At 58.5% G+C, this 20,820-nt stretch carries 18 protein-coding genes; 7 read left to right on the top strand and 11 right to left on the bottom strand.

The window, feature by feature from the left end; genetic code table 11:
* Position 1: 1 nt before the first annotated feature.
* The 4 genes from lspA to merA form a co-directional block, all read right to left on the bottom strand.
* On the bottom strand, positions 2-511 hold the full coding sequence (lspA, locus tag IEX04_RS09190) for a signal peptidase II (RefSeq protein WP_188685227.1): 510 nt from the start codon (positions 509-511) through the stop codon (positions 2-4).
* The gene (locus tag IEX04_RS09185) at positions 508-2,454 is read right to left on the bottom strand and encodes a heavy metal translocating P-type ATPase (RefSeq protein ID WP_188685225.1); all 1,947 of its coding nucleotides are present in this window, start codon (positions 2,452-2,454) and stop codon (positions 508-510) included. Before IEX04_RS09185 ends, lspA begins: the two co-directional genes overlap by 4 nt.
* Complete coding sequence (locus IEX04_RS09180) at positions 2,451-2,837, bottom strand: ArsR/SmtB family transcription factor (protein ID WP_188685223.1); 387 nt, start codon at positions 2,835-2,837, stop codon at positions 2,451-2,453. Before IEX04_RS09180 ends, IEX04_RS09185 begins: the two co-directional genes overlap by 4 nt.
* Before the next feature lie 213 nt (positions 2,838-3,050).
* The gene (gene merA, locus IEX04_RS09175) at positions 3,051-4,475 is read right to left on the bottom strand and encodes a mercury(II) reductase (RefSeq protein WP_188685222.1); all 1,425 of its coding nucleotides are present in this window, start codon (positions 4,473-4,475) and stop codon (positions 3,051-3,053) included.
* A 108-nt stretch (positions 4,476-4,583) separates the two neighbouring features.
* Between merA and IEX04_RS09170 the strand changes: the two genes are divergently transcribed.
* Entirely contained in the window at positions 4,584-4,973 is a 390-nt protein-coding gene (locus tag IEX04_RS09170; RefSeq protein ID WP_188685220.1) for a heavy metal-responsive transcriptional regulator, read from the top strand.
* A gap of 512 nt (positions 4,974-5,485) precedes the next feature.
* Here IEX04_RS09170 and IEX04_RS09160 read toward each other — a convergent pair.
* From IEX04_RS09160 to IEX04_RS09145, 4 genes are all read right to left on the bottom strand, one after another.
* Positions 5,486-7,294 carry an ABC transporter ATP-binding protein gene (locus IEX04_RS09160; RefSeq protein ID WP_188685217.1) on the bottom strand — a complete coding sequence of 603 codons (1,809 nt, stop codon included), beginning with the start codon at positions 7,292-7,294 and terminating at the stop codon, positions 5,486-5,488.
* Complete coding sequence (locus IEX04_RS09155) at positions 7,291-9,111, bottom strand: ABC transporter ATP-binding protein (RefSeq protein WP_188685215.1); 1,821 nt, start codon at positions 9,109-9,111, stop codon at positions 7,291-7,293. The genes IEX04_RS09160 and IEX04_RS09155 overlap by 4 nt, the downstream gene beginning before the upstream one ends.
* 170 nt (positions 9,112-9,281) lie before the next feature.
* The gene (locus tag IEX04_RS09150; RefSeq protein ID WP_188685213.1) at positions 9,282-10,235 is read right to left on the bottom strand and encodes a metallophosphoesterase; all 954 of its coding nucleotides are present in this window, start codon (positions 10,233-10,235) and stop codon (positions 9,282-9,284) included.
* Between the two features lie 115 nt (positions 10,236-10,350).
* The gene (locus tag IEX04_RS09145) at positions 10,351-12,666 is read right to left on the bottom strand and encodes a transglycosylase domain-containing protein (RefSeq protein WP_188685211.1); all 2,316 of its coding nucleotides are present in this window, start codon (positions 12,664-12,666) and stop codon (positions 10,351-10,353) included.
* A gap of 37 nt (positions 12,667-12,703) precedes the next feature.
* On the opposite strand from IEX04_RS09145, the gene sp36 reads away from it, so the two are divergent.
* The 3 genes from sp36 (at position 12,704) to IEX04_RS09130 (ending at position 14,334) form a co-directional block, all read left to right on the top strand.
* A complete protein-coding gene (gene sp36 / locus IEX04_RS09140; RefSeq protein ID WP_096283344.1) occupies positions 12,704-12,859 on the top strand; it encodes a Sp36 family protein in 156 nt (51 codons plus the stop codon).
* Positions 12,860-12,881: 22 nt separating this feature from the next.
* Positions 12,882-13,358 (top strand): RidA family protein, encoded by a 477-nt coding sequence (locus IEX04_RS09135; RefSeq protein WP_105675766.1) that lies wholly within the window; start codon positions 12,882-12,884, stop codon positions 13,356-13,358.
* Positions 13,359-13,419: 61 nt separating this feature from the next.
* On the top strand, positions 13,420-14,334 hold the full coding sequence (locus IEX04_RS09130) for an NUDIX hydrolase (protein WP_188685272.1): 915 nt from the start codon (positions 13,420-13,422) through the stop codon (positions 14,332-14,334).
* Positions 14,335-14,406: 72 nt separating this feature from the next.
* Here IEX04_RS09130 and IEX04_RS09125 read toward each other — a convergent pair whose 3' ends face one another.
* Positions 14,407-15,084, bottom strand: a complete 678-nt coding sequence (locus tag IEX04_RS09125; RefSeq protein WP_096257040.1) for a Crp/Fnr family transcriptional regulator — start codon at positions 15,082-15,084, stop codon at positions 14,407-14,409.
* Positions 15,085-15,287: 203 nt separating this feature from the next.
* Between IEX04_RS09125 and IEX04_RS09120 the strand changes: the two genes are divergently transcribed.
* Positions 15,288-16,478, top strand: a complete 1,191-nt coding sequence (locus IEX04_RS09120) for a MarP family serine protease (RefSeq protein WP_096257039.1) — start codon at positions 15,288-15,290, stop codon at positions 16,476-16,478.
* Here IEX04_RS09120 and aroQ read toward each other — a convergent pair.
* Together aroQ and acs are read right to left on the bottom strand one after the other, a co-directional pair.
* Positions 16,475-16,927: a type II 3-dehydroquinate dehydratase gene (aroQ, locus tag IEX04_RS09115; protein WP_096257038.1), complete on the bottom strand. Its 453-nt coding sequence runs from the start codon at positions 16,925-16,927 to the stop codon at positions 16,475-16,477. The two genes, IEX04_RS09120 and aroQ, sit on opposite strands and share 4 nt — an antisense overlap.
* Positions 16,928-17,183: 256 nt before the next feature.
* Positions 17,184-19,160, bottom strand: coding sequence for an acetate--CoA ligase (acs, locus tag IEX04_RS09110; RefSeq protein WP_096257037.1), 1,977 nt, complete (start codon positions 19,158-19,160; stop codon positions 17,184-17,186).
* 188 nt (positions 19,161-19,348) lie between these two features.
* Here acs and nth point away from each other — a divergent pair, with 188 nt between their 5' ends.
* Both nth and IEX04_RS09100 read left to right on the top strand, forming a co-directional pair.
* Entirely contained in the window at positions 19,349-20,143 is a 795-nt protein-coding gene (nth, locus tag IEX04_RS09105; protein ID WP_382344628.1) for an endonuclease III, read from the top strand.
* Entirely contained in the window at positions 20,140-20,817 is a 678-nt protein-coding gene (locus IEX04_RS09100) for an NUDIX hydrolase (RefSeq protein ID WP_096257036.1), read from the top strand. Before nth ends, IEX04_RS09100 begins: the two co-directional genes overlap by 4 nt.
* The last annotated feature ends 3 nt before the right edge of the window (positions 20,818-20,820 follow it).

Genomic DNA, 20,820 nt, shown 5'->3' with positions numbered 1-20,820 from the left:
GTTATTGTTCCTGTGCGGTGCGGGGGTGCAGGAAGGCCGCCAGGACGAGAATGGCCGCTCCGGTGGTGACGAAGGCATCGGCGAGGTTGAAGGTGGGGAACCATCCGGTGTGCAGGTAGTCCACGACGCCGAGCCCGTCGAGCCGGTCAATGAAGTTGCCCATTGCGCCGCCCAGCAGCAGTGCCCCGCCTGCCCGCGAGAGCCCCGTCATGGTGGGTGCCGATGAGAGCAGATACCAGGTTAGGGCGACGATGATCAGTCCGGTCGCGGCAATGACCGCCCACGAGGGCAGGGAGGACCCGAAGCTGAACGCAACGCCGGGGTTGTAGAGCAACCTGAAGTTGATCAGTCCCAGATCATTCACCTGCCCGTCGGAGAGCAGGACCTCGGCCGCCGCCTTGATCACCAGGTCGGCTGCGGCCAGGGCGGCAGCCCAGGCGAGCAGCACGGCGCGGAACCGCCGGACCGAGCGCGGACGCGTCCCGATCTGGCGAGCCTTTTCGGCGCTCACGCGCTCGGCTCCAACGCCGGGGCCGACTGCGTGCTTTTCAGTGCGGCCCGGCGGGTGATCCGGCCAGCCCGGACCCCGTTGGCGATCACGACGATTTCGGCCAGTTCGTGGATGAGCACCACCGCTGCCAGCCCGAGCACCCCGAAGAGGGCCAGCGGGATCAGCACGGCAATCAGCAGCAGGGACAGGCCCACGTTTTGCAGCATGATCCGGCGGGTGTTGCGCGCGTGGTCAAGGACCTGGGGCAGGTGGTGCAGGTCCTCGCCCATCAGGGCAATGTCGGCGGTTTCAATGGCCACGTCGGTGCCCATGGCCCCCATGGCGATGCCCGTGTCTGCGGTGGCCAGGGCGGGAGCGTCGTTGACTCCGTCCCCGACCATCGCGGTGGGCTGCCGGGTTTGGAGGGTGCGGATGATCTCCGCCTTGTCCTCGGGCCGCAGATCCGCGTGGACCTCGGTGATGTCCGCTTCCCGGGCCAGTGCGGTTGCGGTGATGATGTTGTCACCGGTGAGCATGGCGGTGGTGTAGCCGGATGCCGTGAGCCTGGCGACGACCTCGGCTGCTTCCGGGCGCAGTTCGTCCCGGACACCGATGGCGCCGATGACCTTGCCGTCGTCCTCGATGAGCACGGCCGTTGCTCCGGCATGCTGCATCCGCTCGATGTCCCCGGCCAAGTCACCCTCCTTGATCCATCCTGGGCGGCCGAGACGGACAAAACGGCCTTCGAGCCGCCCTTCCAGACCCGCGCCGGGAACCGTGTCCACGTCGGTGACCGATGCCCGCTCGGTGGTCGAGGCAAGGATGGCGCGGGCCAGCGGGTGTTCGCTGCGGTCTTCCAGCCCCGCTGCAAGGGCAAGCACCTGTTCCTGGGTCGCGGAGGCGGTGCCCACGACCTCGATCACGGAGGGCTTGTTCCGGGTCAGGGTTCCGGTCTTATCCAAGGCGATGGTGCGGATCTTGCCCAGGGTTTCGAGCGCGCCGCCGCCCTTGATGAGTACCCCGATCCGGCTGGCAGCCCCTACGGAGGCCACCACGGTGACGGGCACGGAGATGGCCAGCGCGCAGGGCGATGCCGCCACCAATACAACCAGCGCGCGTTCGAACCACAACGCCGGTTCCCCGACAATGAAACCAAAGACGATGATCAGGGCCGCGGCGATCAGGATGCCGGGGACCAGCTTCCTGGCAATGGAATCGGCCAGTCGCTGCCCCGGACCCTTGCGGGATTGCTCGGCCTCGACGATGTGCACAATCCTGGCCAGCGAGTTGTTATCAGCGGTGCTGGTGACTTCCACTTCCAGTGGACCGGTGCCGTTGATGGAACCGGCGTAGACCTCGGAGCCGGGGCCGACCTCGACGGGGACGGATTCTCCGGTGAGCGCCGAGGTGTCCAGGGAGGTGCGTCCGGTGATTACCTGCCCGTCGGTGGCCAGGCGTTCCCCGGGCCGGACGACCATGCGGTCCCCGGGGACCAGATCGGAGGGGGACACCGTCGTCTCGGTTCCGTTGCGTAGGATCCTGGCCTCGGCCGGCACCAGGTCCAGCAGTGCCCGCAGGCCCCGCCGGGTTTTCGCCAGTGAGTATTCCTCAAGCCCCTCCGAAATTGCATACAGGAAGGCCAGCATCGCGGCTTCCTCGAACTGGCCGAGAGCCACCGCACCCACGGCGGCGATCGTCATCAGCGTCCCTACGCCGATCTTTCCCTTGAACAGGCGTCGGAGCGTGGAGGGCACAAACGTCCAGGCAGCAACCAGCAGCGCACCGATTTCCAGGGGAAGCGTCAGCATCCGGGGGCCTCCGGCCAGTGAGGCGATCCACCCCGCCAACAGCAGCACACCGGAAACGGCAGCCGCCCGGACCTCGGTTACCTGCCAGAAACCCGTGGCCTCTTCGGCATCACCGGTTTCTGCTGTCGCATCGCTGCATCCGCAGGCGTCGCTCATCGGGCGTTCTCCACTTCAATCATTGGGGCGGTAGTGCTGTCGGGGCCGTAGTTCGGGCACAGGCTGACCGCGTTGCCGGTGGCGGCAAGCAGGATCTCCGCCTGGGCGAGCATGTTCATCAACTCCGGGCGGGACAGCGAGTAGTACACGCTGCGGCCCTCGGAACGGCCCTCGACCAGGCCACAATCACGCAAGCAGGCCACGTGCATCGAGGCCGTGGATTGGGCCAGGCCCAATTCGCGGGTGAGGTCGCCAACCCGCACCTCGCCGCCGGCCATTCGCTTGACGATCTTCAATCGAATCGGGTCGCTAAGGGAATGGAACAACGCGGCAGCGGGGTCCAGCCTGCATGCGTCCATCTGAGCATCTTGATTGATTGGCATTTCATGATGATATCCCATTTTCTTGATCATTAGTTGACGTACCCGACTGCAGAGGGCCTCCGTAGTGCTCATACCGATAGAACATGAGCGCCTTGTGCGGTCTGTTCAGGATCGCAAATCTGGAACAACCGTCGCGGTCAAGGTCCGCTCCTTGCATAGCGAGACGAAACGACAATGATTGGCCGTCCCCTGCTTCGGTAGTGGGGCGGTGGATCAGGCGCAGCAGGAGAGCTTTGCGACGTCGGTGGTGAAGGCCTTGGCAGCGATCCTGATGCCCTCGGCCATCGTCAGGTACGGGCTCCAGGCGGCGGCGACCTGTGTGGTGGTCATTCCCGCTTCGAGGATGTAGACCCCGGCAGCGGCGATTTCCCCGGCGTCCCTGGCCACCGCGGAAATGCCCAGGATCCGTCCGGTGCCGAGCTCGGCGACCACCTTGATGAAGCCGCGGGTGTCTCGGTTGACCACCGCGCGCGGCACGTAATCCAGGGGCAGGACCCGGCACTCGCAACGAATCCCGGCAGCCACGGCTTCCTTCTCCGTCAGCCCGACCGACCCGAGGGCGGGAGAAGTGAAGGTGACCCGGGGCAGGTGCCGGTAGTCGACCTCGGCCACGGCGTCGGTGAACGCATTCTCCACGGCCAGGGCCCCGTGCGCTGCGGCGACATAGACGAACTCCGGATGTCCGGTTACGTCCCCGGCGGCCCAGATGCGCGGGTTGGACGTGGACAGGCGAGAATCGACCACGATCTCGCCGGTGGTGCCGGTCTTCACGCCGACGGCGTCAAGGTTCATCCCCTCGGTGACGGGGCGGCGGCCCAGTGCCACGAGGATGTGGGAAGCGCGGAATTCCTCTTCGCCCCCGGCTACGCTTGCCGTCACCGAGACCCCGTCCGGGCCGGAGGCCACGGAGTCGGCCGTGGCCCGCCGGACCACCCGGATGCCCTCGTCGGCGAACACCCCTGCCAGGGCCTTGGAGGCTTCCGGTTCCTCCTGTGATGCCAACCGGGAGCGGACCAGCATGGTCACCCGGGAGCCCAACCGGGAGAAAAGCTGCGCCATTTCCAGGGCAACATAGCCCCCGCCCAGGACCAGCAATGATTCGGGCACCTCGTCCAGTTCCATCGCCGTGGTCGAGGTCAGGTATCCGGACTCGACCAGTCCGGGGACGGACGGCACGTAGGGGGTGGAGCCGGTGGCCACGAGGTAGTGTCCGGCCTCGATCGTTCGCAGCGCGCCGTCAGGGGAGGCGACCCGGAGCAGCGGTGCGTCCTGGGTCCCGGTGAACGAGGCGTTCCCCGTGACCATGGCCCAGCCGTAGTCCGCGGCCAGGTCGAGGTACTTTTCGGTTCGCATGGACTCCACCAGGGCGGCCTTGCCCTGGATCAGGGCGGGCATGTCCACCGGGCCCGCCGAGGCCGTCACCCCGGGGAAGCGGGTCGAGTCCAACGCGACGTGGCGGGCCTCCGCTGCGGCCAGGAGTGCCTTTGAGGGCACGCATCCGGTGTTTACGCATGTCCCGCCCACGGTGCCGCGTTCCACCATCACGACGCGCTTGCCCAGTCCGGTGGCCCGGATCGCGGCCGCAAAGGCGCCGCCTCCGGACCCAATGATCGCCAGATCGAATTTTTCGTTTGTCATTCCAGTTGCCTCTTCGCTGTGGTTCAAAAGTTCCTATGCACCATCATGGACCTTCCAGTACAGTGGAAGGTCAAGTGTGGTGGCCATTGATAAGGGGAATCGGCGAACATGAGGATCGGGCAACTTGCGGAAGCGACCGGAACCACGACCAAGACCCTGCGGTTCTACGAGGAGTCGGGGTTGCTCCCTCCGGCCGAGCGCCTGGCCTCCGGCTACCGGGACTACACCGAGGACGCCGTGGGGCGGATCGGGTTCATCCACCGGGGCCAGGCCGCCGGGCTCACCCTCGCCCAGATCCGGCAGATCCTGGAAATCCGCGAGCACGGCCAGACACCGTGCTCACACGTCCAGGGCCTGCTGGGGCAGCGCCTCGGGGAACTCGATGCCCAGATCTCCGAACTCCTGGCCCTCAGGGAAACCATTTCCCAGCTCCACGAAAAGGCAAGCAAGCCGGAGCCGGATTCCTGCTCCGCCGACCAGGTCTGTCGCTACATCTGATCAACGGCCCGCCCCGGTAGCTGCGGGTGTCGTGGCCAGCAATGCCTGCCAATCGATAAGAGGGCAACCGTTGACTTGCGCGTCCCATCGGGGGCTTGGGCTGCTTCAAGGTCGCCCGGTGGGCTGGCACCGTGGCTGGACGAAACATCTTCCGAGTCTTGGGACTGCGGCATCTAGCGTTGAAAAGCACAGAGAAGTAACCACGATAGTGGCTGTCCCGCAAGAGGTTCCCCTTACGGGTGGATCGGTTCAGTGCTGAGGACTTCGGAAAATGACATCTACTCCGATGAAGGTTCGAAAATCGGTGAGGCATTTCAGCAACCAATACCCAGTCCCGCAACCGAGATCCAACAAACCTTTGCCGTCCCAAGGCGCAAGGTCTTGAAGCCTCGCGAAGAGTACTCCGCTTCGATCCATTGCATTGTTTTCAGTTTCATAAACTTCCGGATGCAAGCCTTGATTCGGTGCCTGGACGAAGTCACTCAGTTCGTTTGCCATCGTCTGTACGCCAGCTAAACCAGCGAATCCTTCCACGCCTTGTGCAGGGAAGCAAAGCGACCCTGATCAGCGATGAGCTGCTCGGGAGTCCCATCTTCGATAATCTTCCCATCGTGGACCACCAGCACCCGGTCCGCAATCTGTACCGTGGACAGCCGGTGCGCGATGATCAGTGCCGTGCGATTGCCCAGCAGCTGCTGCAGGCCACGTTGCACGGCGCGCTCGGACGGGATATCCAGCGAGCTGGTTGCCTCATCGAGGATGAGGACAGCCGGATCCGCCAGGAAGGCGCGAGCGAAGGAAATGAGCTGTCGTTGGCCGGCAGAGACTCGGCCACCGCGCTTATTCAGATCGGTATCGTAGCCTTCGGGTAGTTCCAAGATAAATTCGTGGGCACCCACCGCCTTGGCAGCGTCTTGGACTTCTGCCAGCGTTGCCGTGGGATTTCCCAGAGCAATGTTCTCGGCCACCGAACCCGAGAACAGGAAGGCCTCCTGAGTCACCATCACTACGTGTTCGCGTAATTCAGTATTTGAGATTTCTTGAATTGGCACCGAATCTATTTCGAGGCTTCCGGAGCGCAAATCATAAAAACGCGAGATGAGTTTGGCCAGTGTTGATTTGCCGGCACCGGTCTGGCCGACCACCGCTACGGTTTGCCCTGCCTCAAGCTTCAGGTCAAAGCGATCCATAATGATAGGACCCTGCCCGTAGCCGAAGACCGCGTCACGAAAAACGATCTCGCCTTTGACCTGGTCGATGCTCCGCGGCTTGAGCGGTTCCTTGACGCTTGGCTCTTCCTCCAAAAGTCCGGACACTTTTTCAAGCGCTGCGGTGGCCGATTGCAAGGACGAATAGAACATCGCGATCTGCTCCACGGGTTGGAAGACGCGTTTAGCCGCTAGCAACAGCGCAACCATCACACCGACCGCCAGCGTGCCATCCAAGATTCGAAAACCACCATAGGCGAGCAGTGCCGCCACGGTGAGGTTACCAATGAGCACTAGGCCAGGCTGCAGAATTCCAAAGAGATTAAAGGAACGTACCGAGTTGACCCGGTATTTTTCTGCGATATCGCCATAATTTTCATCGTTGGCAACTTCGCGACGGAAAGCCTTCACCGCACGGATACCTGTCATGGTTTCCACAAAAGTGGAGATGACTTTCGCGGAGACCACGCGAGATTCGCGATAGAGGACCTCGGAACGGCTTTGATACCAAAAGAACAGGATCGTGACCGGGACGGCGGCAATGCACAACACCAATCCGCTGCGCCAGTCCAAAGCAAAGATAGTGATCAGCGTGAAGACCACAAACACACAGGAAGAGGCTAGTTCCGAGACGCCTTGGTCCAATAACTCGCGCAGGGTCTCTAGGTCCGAGGTCTGCCGGGAGATGATGCGACCGGAGGTGTAGTTCTCATGGAATTCTAGGCTCAATCGTTGCGTGTGGCGGAAGACTTGTTGGCGCAGATCTAGGAGCATGGCCTGAGAAATTCGGGCTGCACAGTTGATGTACCAAGCTAATAAGACACCAGCAAGAATCGCGCAAATAATATAAGCGCCACCTGATATTCCCAGGGCACTCCAGTTGCCCTCACGGACCTGGGGTAACGTCCAGTCGATGGCCAAGGCAATGAGCAACGGCAAGGCGACTCGAGCCGCATTCGAAACCAAGACCAGCGCCACGGTGAGGATAAATAATTTCTTCTGTGGCATAGCCAGCCTGGCCAGCAACCTAAAGGAACGGCTACGAACCTGTTTACGTTGAACACCGCTGAGGTTGATGTTGTCTTCGTCAGAGACACCCATAGGTTTGCTCATCGTGAGATCTCCTCGTTGATCGGTGCTTCGTCATCCAAGCTGGCAATCACGTAGCGGTAATGTTCATTGGTGCTGAGCAGGTGTGTGTGGCTGCCGATTGCGTCGATACGTCCATCACGAAGTAGCGCGACCCGGTCTGCAAGCATCACGGTGGAGGGCCGGTGGGCGACTACCAAGGTTGTTGTTCCGCGAAGAACTTCACGAAGCTTGGTGGTCACTGCCTCCTCGGTGCGTACATCTAAGGCAGAGAGCGGATCATCAAGAACCAAGATACGCGGTTGCGCCGCAATGGCGCGGGCCAAGGCCAGACGTTGACGCTGTCCGCCAGAAAGTGAGAGGCCTTCTTCGCCGATCAGCGTCTGAACACCCTGGGGCAGCTGGTACGCGAACTGTGCCTGGGCAACATCCAGAGCCTGGGCCAGAAGCTCCTCGCGCTGAGCAGAATTCAGTTCCGCGGGAGCGCCAAGCAGCACGTTTTCGCGGACGGAATTTGAAAAGAGGGTGGTGTCCTCAAATGCCACCGCGATTTCTTGACGAAGTTGTTCCAGGTCCCAGTCACGCACGTCCTGGCCGTGGACCAGGACCTGTCCTGCGCTCACATCGTGCAGGCGTGGCACTAGATTGAGCAAGGTGGATTTGCCAGAGCCGGTGATTCCTACCAAAGCCATCGTTTCTCCAGGGCGGATGGTGAAGTCGATATCCGCAAGCACCGGACGGCCTCGGCCTGAATCGTCGGGATAGGCAAAACGCACGTGCTTCAGCTGGACTTCACCGGTTCGTTCCTGGGGTGCGCGAGGCTTCTGCGGGGAAACAATATTGTTGGCGGCGTCCATCACCTCGAAGTGCCTGTCCAAAGCGGTTTTGGTGCTCAGCGTCATGCCAAGAAGCATTCCCATGCCCTCCACCGGACCGGCAATAACTGCTGCGATCGCAAAGTACGCAACCAAGGAACCTACGCTCAATGAGCCGGCGGCAACCATTGAAATACCGATGAGCAGGCCGATTCCTAGAATCGTTTCTGGGATTGCCACTACCGTCATCAAGAAACCAGCCAAGGTTTTTGCCTTGGAGATTTCAGTTTGCTGTAGTGACTTGGCCTGTGCGCTGAAGCCTTCGTAGACGTAGCGTCCACGGCCGAAAGCCTTGATGACACGGATGCCGTGGACCGATTCTTCAACCGCTGTGGCGAGGTCGCCGGCTTGGTCTTGGCTTAGCCTGCTTGCTGCCCGATAGTTATTTCTGAATTGGTAGGCCTTGATAGCGATGGGGATGGCACCGAGCAAGTAGAGCAAGCCAAGAATCCAGGAGTGGAAAAACATCAGCGCCAGACCGGTGATCACGGTAACGGTATCCACCACGAGCATCATCGCGCCAAAGGCGAGCCAACGCCGCAGCAACGACAGATCAGACATGGAGCGCGAGAGCAGCTGTCCCGAGCCCCACCGTTCGTGGAATGCCACGGGAAGCCGTTGCAGGTGCTTGTAGAAGCGGATCCTCATCTGCGCTTCAAGTCCAGCTGCCGGGTTAAGCACAAACTGCCGGCGGAGGAAAATGAACAGTGCTTCGAGCAGCCCTAGGCCGCCGACAATAGCCATGGCTATCCAGATCTGGGTACTGCTGCCATCTTTGTCCAGTACGTTGTTGACCAGCCAGGCAAGTACCTGCGGGATCGCCAGGGCGACAATGCCTGCGCCCAAGGCACAGAAGAAACCGCCCATGAGGCGGGGGAGAATTGGGCGGACAAAAGGTCCAAGCCGTTTGAGAGTGGTAGTTAATGAAACCGCATCTGCCGGTTCCGCGTTATGTTCTCGCGCCATGCGCTTTACCCCACCATCACCAAAAAATATCAACCGGACTACAGCCTACAGTCAGTAGTTGGGAAAATTCAATCAAACAATCCCTATCCGATAGATTATTTGTCTCAGGCTCAGAAACGACTTCAGACCCCGTGCTTAGTCAAAGCACGGGGTCTGAATATTGGTGAAGCTTAGTCTTTGGCGGTCAACGTCAGGAGTATCGCCTCGGGCGGGCAAGCTATGCGGATCGGGGCAAAACGAGAGTGCCCAATGCCGGCCGAAACGTTGAGCGGAACACTGCGTCCAGCGTGTTCCCAATTTGTCAGACCGCGTGCTCGCCAGGTGGGCAAATCGCAATTCGATACCAACGCGCCATAACCTGGGATGCAGACCTGTCCGCCGTGGGTGTGCCCCGCAAAGATGATGTCGGCACCCTCTTCGGTGAACTGATCCAGCACTCGTAGGTAGGGGGCGTGAGTTAGCGCAATACGCACATGCGGTGCCTGGTAACTGGTGGAAGAGCCCTGTGGCCAGCCAGCGAACTGGTCCCGGTCCAAATGGGGATCGTCGATGCCGGTGAGATCAAGCCGGAGATCATTGAGCGCTGTGGAGTAGGAACGGTTGGTCATGTTGACCCAGCCGGCGGCCCCAAAAGCCTGGTGCATCTGTTCAAACGGAAGCATGTCACGATCCGAAGGGTTAGGCCGGCCGGTATTGCGAGTGAGGTATTTGAAAGGATTTTTCAGCTTCGGTGCGTAATAGCAATTAGATCCGGGAACAAAAGCGCCAGGGAATTGCATCAGCGGCCGCAACGCGTCGATCAGCGCGGGGACTGCCTCCCGGTGGCTGAGGTTGTCACCGGTATTGATGACGTAGTCGGGTCGCTCATCTGCCAGCTGATGCAACCAGCGGCGTTTGAGGGCCTGGCCGGGAACCATATGGATATCGGAGAGGTGCAAAACGCGCATATCTGCCGCGCCACGTGGCAGGACTTTGACGGTTTCGCGACGTAGCCCGAATTTCTGGGTCTCGTAAAGCCCGTACCCAAGCAGTGCGCTTCCAACCGCGGCGGCACCGCCGGCAAGTAGCGCCGTAGTGCTCGCGGCTCGACCGAATGCCGAAGAGAAATTAGTTTTTTCAACCATGACCGGTGCGTCATTGTCCTTTCGGGGGAACAGACCCATCTGAGTCTGGTGATAATGCCAATCTAAACCGAAAGGCCGCGTTCAACCAAAGTTGAACGCGGCCTTTCGAGGTTATTTAGCCGTTCGAACCATTTCCGGGCTTGGCTGGAGTAGTCGGCTTGGACTTCTCTTTGCCGTTGTTTTCAGACTTCTTCGAATCAGACTTGTTGTCATCCGATTTCTTGGAGTCTTCCTTCGTTGGATCCGACTTATTGTCGCTGCTGCTCGAGCTGTCCGAGCTGTCTTCTTCCTTCGGCTTCGGCTTCGGCTTTGGAGCCTTTGACACTGAACCGAAAGAGTCGCGCTCGTACTGCTGAACTGCCTTGGACATGAAATCAACCCAGAGCGGAGCTGCGTAAGTCGAGGAATCAACCACGGAGCCTGCTCGCTGATCGTTGATCATTGCATTCTGAAGAGTGTTCTTTTTTTCGCCAGCTTTTCCATCCAATCGTCCGACCCACGACGCGGTTGAGATTCCGGTGCTGTAGCCGACGAACCAAGTTGACGACGACCAGTTATTTGTTCCGGTTTTGCCGGCGATTGGCCCGGCCACTCGACCCTTGGAGACGCGCTGGGTCGCAATTTTTTTCAACGTTCCGTTGAGGTCAGCAACATATTGCGGATCAATTTCCTGCGAGCACTCTTGCTTAGGAACTTTGTAATTGGTTCCGTCCTTATCCACCACCGAGGTAATGGCGCGTGGCTCGCAGTATTCGCCCTTGTTAGCGAAGGTTGCGAAGGCTGCTGCCTGCGCTAGCGGAGTGATGTTTTGTGAGCCAATAATGAAGGATGGGGTGGCTGGGGAGATCGGGCCGGGATTGCCTTTATCAGCGTCCTGATCCAATAGGCCTAATTTGGTGGTGTAATCAGTTATTGTGCACAAATCCACTTTGGCAGCTTCCGCGACGGTAGCGGAGTTCACTGACCACATTAGTCCGTAATCAACTGTCATCGTTCTTGCGAACCCACGTGAAGCGTTTCCGACATCCCATTTTGTGTATGTTTGGGTCGAGCCGCCTGGAAGGCAAGAAGCCTTCCACTTATAGTCGCCGGGATAGCTCTGCCGTTTCGCGTTGATCTTGTCGTACATCTTGTTACCCTCATGCAGCCATGCAAGTGTGGTGTATGGCTTCATGGTAGAGCCGCCTTGGAAGCCTCCCGCGCCGCCAAGGGAACGTTCTACAGCAAAGTTGAAGAAGGTACGGCTGCCGACTTCCTCGGATTTAGGTGCGTATGTGGTGTTTTGCGCCATGGTCAAGATATTGCCCGTGCCAGGCTGTACCGAAACCAGCGAGGAATAAATGTCGTCATTTGACTTGGCATTCGGATCAATTGCTTCGCGTGAATCCTTGGCAGCTTGTTTATTCAAGGAAGAATTCAGCGTGGTCTTGATGGTCAAACCACCACGGAAGAGCATGTTCTGGCGATCCTCTTTGGTCTTGCCGAAGTTTTTGTCCTTGAGGATCAGGTTTGTGACGTAGTCACAGAAATATCCGTTGTCCCCGGCAGCCATGCAGCCCGAAGCGGAATCGCTGGGATCCGTTCCAAGCTTGGACTTGACGGCCTTGTCGTATTCCTTTTTGGTGATCGCACCGGTGCGGTACATATTGCCCAGCACCTTGTTGCGACGGTCCAGGGAACGCTCGGGGTTGTTGATCGGGTTGTAGACGTTTGGAAGCTGAACCATGCCGGCAAGCATTGCCGACTGCTGCAGGTTCAAATCCTTGGCGTCTACGGAGAAGAAGCGCTGAGCGGCAGCCTGCACGCCATACTCACGGCCGGAGAAGAGCACCAAGTTGAGGTAGCCTTCAAGGATTTCGTCCTTGGACATTTCCTTTTCGATAGCTACCGCGTACTTCAGTTCACGAATCTTGTCAGAGTATTCCTTCTGACCAGAGACGGTGCTCTCTTTGGAGCCGGTCAAGATCTGGTTATTGACCAAAAGGTTGTTGACGTACTGCTGAGTCAATGTTGACGCACCGGAACGTGACGAGCTGGTCAGGTTGCCGACGACCGCGCGGGCGATGCCCTTGGGGTCGATACCGTTGTGCTCGTAGAAACGCTCGTCTTCCACGGAAACGATTGCCTTGCGCATGTAAGGAGAAATATCCTTGAGCTTCACCGGATCGCGGTTCTGTTCATAGAACGACGCAATCTCCTTGCCCTCGGTGTCCAGGACACGCGAAGGCTGCGGAATTGGAAGCTTCTCGAAGGTGCTCGGAAGCGCGCTTACAATATTATTTCCGGTGGTCAAACCGGTTTTTGCGATTGCTGCCACGGGGACGATCATGCCCGCGGCCAGCACACCACAAAGGGCACTGATTCCGAAGAACGCAACGATCTTTCCCAGAGTGGTAGCTGTGTCAAAAAAGGGGGACTTCTTGGCTGCCATACCTACTAGTTTACAAGGACGCGCTAACGTATCGAGTATGACTAAATGGGAATACGCCACTTTGCCGCTCGTTATCCACGCAACCAAGCAGATTTTGGATCAGTGGGGTGACGATGGTTGGGAGCTGGTAGCAATCGTTCCAGGCCCCAATGGAACCAATCCAGTGGCCTACATGAAGCGTCCAAAAGCCTAACTTTTAGAAGGAGTAAAACCCCATGCAAGAAGCTACTTCCTCGCGTGTCGAGGCCAGACTGGCCGAGCTCGGTCTTTCGTTGCCAGCTGTGGCCAAGCCGGTCGCCGCGTACCTGCCTGCGGTCACCACTGGCAACTACGTTTACACCTCCGGACAGCTGCCGCTGATTAACGGTGAACTCTCAGCTCGAGGCAAAGTCGGGGCAGAGGTCTCGGCTGAAGAAGCCAAGGCTCTGGCACAGACCTGCGCACTGAATGCGCTGGCAGCGATCAAGGCAGAAATAGGTGACCTAGATCGCATTAAGCGTATCGTGAAGGTCGTTGGCTTCGTGTCGTCGGATCCTGCGTTTACCGGCCAGCCTGGCGTCATCAACGGAGCATCCGAATTCTTCGGAAATGTTCTTGGCGAAGCCGGAGTGCATGCACGTTCGGCAGTCGGCGTGGCCGTCTTGCCGTTGGACGCTCCGGTTGAGGTTGAGGTCATCGCCGAATTTGAGTAGTCCACAACGCCATTCCGGTGTGCGCGCGGGGCGGGCAATTCCGTCTGCCGCGCGCACCGGAATGGCGCGCCGCCTGGTGGAATTGCCGCCACATCAAATTCCAGCGGCAGAAAATTGGTTTACCTATGGCTCGCGCACACCCCGGGCCGCGCGCCGAGCCTCCTCGGTGTGCCTGGTCCAAGATGGCGCCCATGGCGTGGAAACCTTTTTGGGCTACCGCTCTGGTGAATCTCCCTTGGGCAGCGTGGCTTTTCCCGGTGGAAGCGTCGAGGTCGGAGACCGAGCCGAATACAAGTGGTTTGGTCCGAACCTGACTTGGTGGTCCAAACGCTTGGATGTGCTGGATCAACAGCTGGTGCGCGTACATCTTGTTTGCGCGATCAGAGAACTCTTTGAAGAAACCGGGATCTTGCTGGCCGGCACCGACGAGCAATCGGTCATCGAAATGAGCGATCCCGAAGAATGGATGTCCGCGCGTGAGGCTATTGCCGGGCAGGATCTGGAGTTTGCAGAATTTTTGCGCAGACGTGGATTAGGCCTGCGCACGGATCTCTTGCGTCCGGTGGCTCACTGGGTGAGTCCTAACTTCGCATTCCGCCGTTTTGACACCTGGTACTTCGCGGCGACGGTTCCATTGCGTCAGGAACCCTCTCTATTGCGCGCTAAGGGCCAATGGGCGCAATGGTGCAGTACGGAGCAGATCATCGAGCAGCGGGCTACCAGCGGCCTCGGAGACCTGATTGGGCAGCCCGATACCCAAGGGCTGCGGCTTTCACAAATTACCAGTCCCGCGGTGGAGCTCATGCTCGAGCGCATGGTGGACGCTCACGGAGTGGTCGCGTACCTTTCCCGTGCACGGAGCCTGGATGTTCAACACCCGGACCTGCTGGTGCGTGATGGCACCTATTATCTTGAAGTACTTGGAACCTTAGGGGACGAATCAACTCGTCCTTGGCAGGCCGAACCAGGACACTAAAAACTTTGCGCACAAAGAACTATGGCCGGAAATCCTTGAAAGGATTTCCGGCCATAGTTCTTACAGCGATGCTTAGCGTGAACGCTGACGCAGACGCTGGATGTCCAAGATGACGACTGCGCGGGCTTCCAGACGGAGCCATCCGCGCTGCACGAACTCGGCCAAAGCCTTGTTCACGGTTTCGCGGGAGGCGCCGACCAGCTGGGCCAGCTCTTCCTGGGTGAGCTCGTGAGCTACCAGGATGCCATCGGTTGCTGGGCGACCGAAACGGTCAGCCAGATCCAACAGTGCCTTGGCCACACGGCCAGGAACGTCGGAGAACACCAGATCGGCTAGGGACTCGTTAGTGCGACGTAGACGCGCAGCCAAAGCCTGCAGCAACTGGATCGAGACCTCCGGGGAGTTCAAGATCGCCTTGCGCATGTTTTCGTGGCTTAGGCCTGCCAGTCGGGTTTCCGACACGGCGGTTGCGGTTGCGTTGCGCGGGTGTGGATCGAAGAGCGCCATTTCGCCGAACAGTTCACCTGGGCCGAGAACGGCGATCAGGTTTTCACGTCCGTCGGCGGAAGTGCGACCAAGCTTGATCTTGCCCGAGACGATGAAGTAGAGACGGTCACCCTGATCGCCTTCGCGGAACACTGATGCACCGCGAGACAGATCGACCTCGGTCAATTCTTCGGTTAGCGTGGCGAATACTTCATCACCCAGCGACGCAAAAAGCGGCGCACGACGCAGTACCTCGATATCCATAAAATCTCCTGTCAACAGTAGTAAGCGCTAACTTCATTGTGCCGTATTTGGTAACAATGTGACAGTTTCCACACGTGGTTTGGCCAAGAAATGTTGAGAATCACGCTCACCCTACTAAAACTCGCGAATATCCTCGCAGAAATCCATCAGCTTCTAAGGGTACCTTGGGTTAATAGAAAGTTTGTGAATGAAGCGGGGTCTCGGTGCTCGGAATATTCAGCTGGCTAGACCTTGCCATCTGTATAGTTTTGTTGTCTTTTTTTATTGCCGGGATTCGTCGTGGCTTCCTCTACACGGTCGGCGACATGATCGGACTCGTCGCTGGCGGCGTTGCAGCATTCTTCGCCATACCGATGGTCTCAACCCTCGCTTCAAACCCCTGGTGGCGAGTAGGCCTGATGGTGGCCACCGCGGCCGTACTGCTCGTTTTGGGTCAAGCCTTGGGCCGAGTATTTGCGGTCCGAATAAGACGTTGGATGAACTTTGATTTCTTGCGTGCCGCGGATGGTTTAGCTGGCGGTGTGCTTTCGGTTTTTATTACCGCCACGGTCATCGGCGCACTGGCATTCTCCACGTCAAGTATGGGTATTCCGCGTTTATCCACCGAGATCGACAAGTCAAAAATGATTGCCTCAATTCGCGGGCTGACACCGGAGTTTGTAAACACTGCAATCTCCTCAGCACGCTCGGCGGTAATGGCCGAAACGATCCCCGCATTGCTGGACCCATTCGCCCCACCGGTAGAGCCAGTGGAGCCTGGAGAATGGGCACCTAATGATTTGCAGCGTGCGGCCGTGCAATCGGTAGCTAAGATCTCCGGTACCGCCGTGCAATGTGGTGTGAACCTGACCGGTTCTGGCTTTGTTATTGCTGACCAACTGGTGATGACCAACGCCCACGTGGTGGCCGGTTTGAGCGCTGCCACGGTGGAAGTTGGTGGTGATGAACTTCACCGCGGAAAGGTTGTTTATTTTGATCCGGAGGCCGATATCGCGGTGCTTCGCGTTGATGGGATGAACACCACCCCATTAGAGCTCGCAAATCAAAATCTGGGGCGCGGCGACCAGGCAGCATTTATTGGTTTCCCGGCCGGTGGGCCATTGCAGGTGCGTGGAGCGGTAGTTGCCTCACGCGCTACGGTATCTATCGCCAATATTTATGGTGAAGATCCGTCCTCATTATCCGTGTATCAGCTGACCGCAAAGGTGGCCCAGGGCAACTCCGGTGGCCCACTGGTTAGTGAATCTGGCGAAGCGGTAGGTATGGTCTTTGCTAAATCTCGTGGCAACGATGAAATCGGCTTTGCGCTGAGTCTTGAAGAGATGGAAATCGCCCTTAAAGCCGCAGGGCAACGGACTAACTCAATCAAGACTGGCGACTGCATTAGCGATTAGCGGCTAAGAAGATGGGCCATCTGCTGCACCGCGAGCCGGTAGCCGTTAACACCGGCGCCAATAATGATTGAAGACGCTACCGCAGAAACGTATGAGTGATGGCGGAATGCCTCACGCTGATGCACGTTGGAAATATGTACCTCAACTACCGGTAGGGACACCCCGCTAAGCGCATCGGCTATGGCCACCGAGGTGTGGGTGAAAGCCCCAGGGTTAATGATGATGCCGCCTTTGCTCAGTCTCGCCTCATGAATTGCATCAATGAGCACACCTTCATGGTTGGACTGAAGCGCTTCCAAATCTAGCTGCTGTTCGGCGGCCGCCTGCATGGCCAGTCGCTCAACATCCGCGAGCGTATCGTGCCCATAAATTTCGGGCTCGCGAGTTCCCAAAAGGTTCAGGTTCGGTCCGTTCAGTAACAAGATGGTGCGCTTCGCTGAGTAGGTCATTATTCAAATCTATTACACACTCTGGCTATCACCGCTGTTGCATCCGGTATTACGGGGCTCATAGGCGGAAATTTAGCTGTGCTTGCCCGTAACATCTGTCGTAATGTTGAGAGCTCAAGTTTGTTTTAGTGGGGGAGTTCAGATGAAACGAGCACAAAGAAGCCGCCACCATCCCCGGCACTTTCCGACAACCCCTCAAAGAGTTGCAGGAAAATGAACTAGGGCGGTGACGGCTTCTCATGAAAACCAGCCAGTGCTACTTCTTCATTGACTGCGCAATCTGTGTCATCACATCAGCATCGGACAGCGTGGTGGAGTCGCCCACTTCGCGGCCTTCGGCCACGTCCTTGAGTAGACGTCGCATAATCTTGCCCGAGCGAGTCTTCGGCAGCTCCGGAACCACCAGTACGTGACGTGGTTTGGCGATGGGACCAATATCCTTGCCCACATGGTTGCGCAGGATTGCCACCACGTCTTCGCCCTCGGCAGGTTCCGTCTGCAAGATGACGAACGCCACCACGGCTTCGCCGGTAGTTTCGTCCTTCGCACCGACCACCGCGGCCTCGGCCACATATGGGTGGGCCACTAGCGAGGATTCGATTTCGGTGGTGGATAGACGGTGACCGGATACGTTCATCACGTCATCGACGCGACCGAGCAACCAAATATCCCCGTCCTCATCCTTCTTGGCACCATCACCAGCAAAGTACATGTCATCAAAACGGGACCAGTAGGTGGACTTATAGCGTTCCATATCGCCCCAGATGCCACGCAACATGGCGGGCCAAGGCTCACGGATGACCAGGAAACCGCCTTCGCCATCGGCAACGGACTGGCCGGCTTCATCTACCACGTCGATGCTAATTCCTGGAACGGCAACCTGAGCCGAGCCCGGCTTGGTCGCGGTGACGCCAGGCAGTGGAGTGATCATATGCGCGCCGGTTTCGGTCTGCCACCAGGTATCCACGATGGGGGTGGGGTTTTCCTTGCGTTCACCGTTTTTACCGTTGTTGGTGCCGATGACATCGCGGTACCACATCCACGCTTCGGGGTTGATTGGCTCGCCTACTGAGCCAAGCACGCGCAAGGAGGATAGGTCATATCCGTCTGGAATGTCGCGGCCCCACTTCATGAAGGTGCGGATCGCGGTGGGTGCTGTGTAAAGAATCGAGACCTTGTACTTTTCAATCAGTTCCCACCAGCGTCCCTGATGCGGGGTGTCTGGAGTTCCTTCGTAGATCACCTGGGTGGCGCCATTGATCAATGGCGCGTAAGTGACGTAGGAGTGGCCGGTAACCCAACCAATATCGGCGGTGCACCAGTACACGTCGGTCTCGGGATGCAGATCAAAGGTATCGCGGTGAGTGACCGCGCCCTGGACCAAATAACCACCGGTGGTGTGCACAATGCCCTTTGGGGTACCGGTAGTACCGGAGGTGTAAAGCACAAACAGCGGGTGTTCGGAATCGTGAGCAGGGGCCTCATGTTCGGTGCTGGCAGCGTCTACTACCTCATGCCACCACTTATCCAGCGGACCGAAGGCGGTCTGTTCGCCATTGCGCTTAACTACCACCACGTTTTCTACCGTGTGGCCGGGCTTTTCTAGCGCAGCGTCTACCGCTGGCTTCAGCGCGGATGGCTTGCCGCGGCGCCAGGTGCCGTCGGCGGTGACCACAAGCTTGGCATCCGCGTCGTCAATACGGCTACGTAGCGCGTCGGCAGAGAAACCGCCGAAGACTACCGAATGGATGGCACCGATACGTGCGCAGGCGAGCATGGTGATGACCGCTTCGGGGATCATTGGCAGGTATACCGCCACACGGTCACCCTTAACTACTCCTAAGGATTCGAAGGCGTTAGCTGCCTTCTTCACTTCTTCGGTGAGCTGCGCGTAGGTGTAGGTGCGGGTATCTCCTGGTTCGCCCTCGAAGTAAATGGCGACGCGGTCGCCGAGGCCGTTTTCTACGTGACGATCTAGTGCGTTGTAGGCGGCGTTGAGTTTTCCGCCGACAAACCATTTGGCTACCGGAGCCTCCGACCAGTCCAAGGTTTCGGCAAAATCTGTATCCCAGGTCAGTACGCTACGTGCCTGCTGCGCCCAGTAACCTAGGCGGTCTTCTTTGGCTGCCGCATACTGGCTGGCCTGACCGATGGCTTGGTCACTGAACTCTTTGCTCGGGGCAAAAGCTCGGGTTTCATGGGATAGATTGTCCAGGGTCTTGGAATCACTCACCGGTGATCGCTTCCTTTCGGTTAAACAAAATTTACTCTGTGACCAAAGTTACACGCCAACAAGCTAACACCTGTGGTTTGTGTCACCACAGAGGTGGCAGTGGGCAATTTCTGCGCTGAACGGTCATAGAGTGCGACGAAGTGCAGGTAAACAATGAAAAAATCGTCGGCTCATGGCACGATCATCTGGTGGCAACAAAAGTAAAAGTTGAATCTGAATTAGGTCTGAAACGGCGTGCACGCAAGATGCACCGACTCTTAGCCGAGGCATACCCGTATGCAGTCGCAGAATTGGATTTTGAGAATCCCTTCGAGCTGCTGGTTGCTACGGTACTTTCCGCGCAAACTACCGACGTACGGGTTAACTCAATTACCCCGGCACTCTTTAGCCGATTCCCTGATGCGCTGGCAATGAGCCAGGCGGACCGCTCAGAGCTCGAAGCGCTCATCCGACCCACGGGCTTTTTTCGCGCCAAAACAGAATCGCTGCTGGGGCTTTCCGCGGCACTGGTCGAGCGACACGGCGGAGAAGTTCCTGCCAAGCTCGAAGATCTGGTGAAACTCGCCGGGGTGGGACGCAAGACCGCTAACGTGGTGCTTGGCAACGCGTTCGGCGTTCCCGGTATTACCGTAGACACACACTTCGGCCGGCTCGCTAATCGATTTGGCTGGACCGGACAGAGCGACCCAGTCAAGGTAGAGCATGAGGTCGGTGAATTATTTGAAAAGCGTGACTGGACCATGCTCAGCCACCGGGTAGTCTTTCACGGCCGCAGAGTTTGCCACGCCCGCAAGCCGGCGTGTGGTGCCTGCGTCTTGGCACAGCTTTGCCCCTCGGCAGGAATCGGTGAAGAAATTCCGGCCAAGGCCCAAAAGCTACTCAAATATGAATTGGCCCCCGGAAGAGAAGAACTACTGCAGAAAATGCTTGATGGAGCTACCCGTCGAGAACTGCGCGCCGAAGGATATGGATTAGACGCATGAGTGCACGCACAGAGTTGGCAAAGGTGATCGCCACCCACGAGCAAAGCAAGGGCTCCACGACCAAACTTTCCAAGGATTGGGTCTTTGCACAGCTGGATGCCAACAGCGTGCGTAAAGCGGCGGTACTCATCCTCTTCGGATCAGCCACCGCGGAGGCGGTGGGGGAAAATTCCAAGGCCCAAGACCTTGACTTGCTCTTTGTTGAACGCGCTTCAACATTACGCAAACACGCCGGGCAGGTCGCCTTCCCAGGTGGCGGTGTGGACCCGGAGGACGGTTCAGCGGTTGCTGCGGCCTTACGCGAAGCATGGGAGGAGACCGGAGTTCAGACCTCCGGGATTGAGGTGCTCGGTCAGCTGACCGAGACGGAACTTCCGGTATCGAGTTTCCTCGTCACGCCGGTGATCGGCTGGTGGCACACCGAATCCAAGGTTTACGCGGCTGATCTGCGTGAAAGTGCGGATGTGTTCCGCGTACCCGTGGCGCATCTGCTCAATCCGCATAACCGGCTGACCGCGGTAGTGCGCCGCGGTGCACAACGCTTCAAATCCCCGGCCTTCGAATATGAGGGCCATTTGATCTGGGGATTTACTGCCATTGTGCTTGATCGCTTATTTGATGAGTTGGGCTGGAACAAGCCGTGGAACAGGCAACGCGAAATCATGATGGGCTAGCCA

The sequence above is a fragment of the Glutamicibacter ardleyensis genome, assembly GCF_014644555.1.
GTDB classification, from domain to species: domain Bacteria; phylum Actinomycetota; class Actinomycetes; order Actinomycetales; family Micrococcaceae; genus Glutamicibacter; species Glutamicibacter bergerei.
Note: the sequence above shows the minus strand (reverse complement) of the source record. Positions and strands in the feature narration are given on the sequence as shown.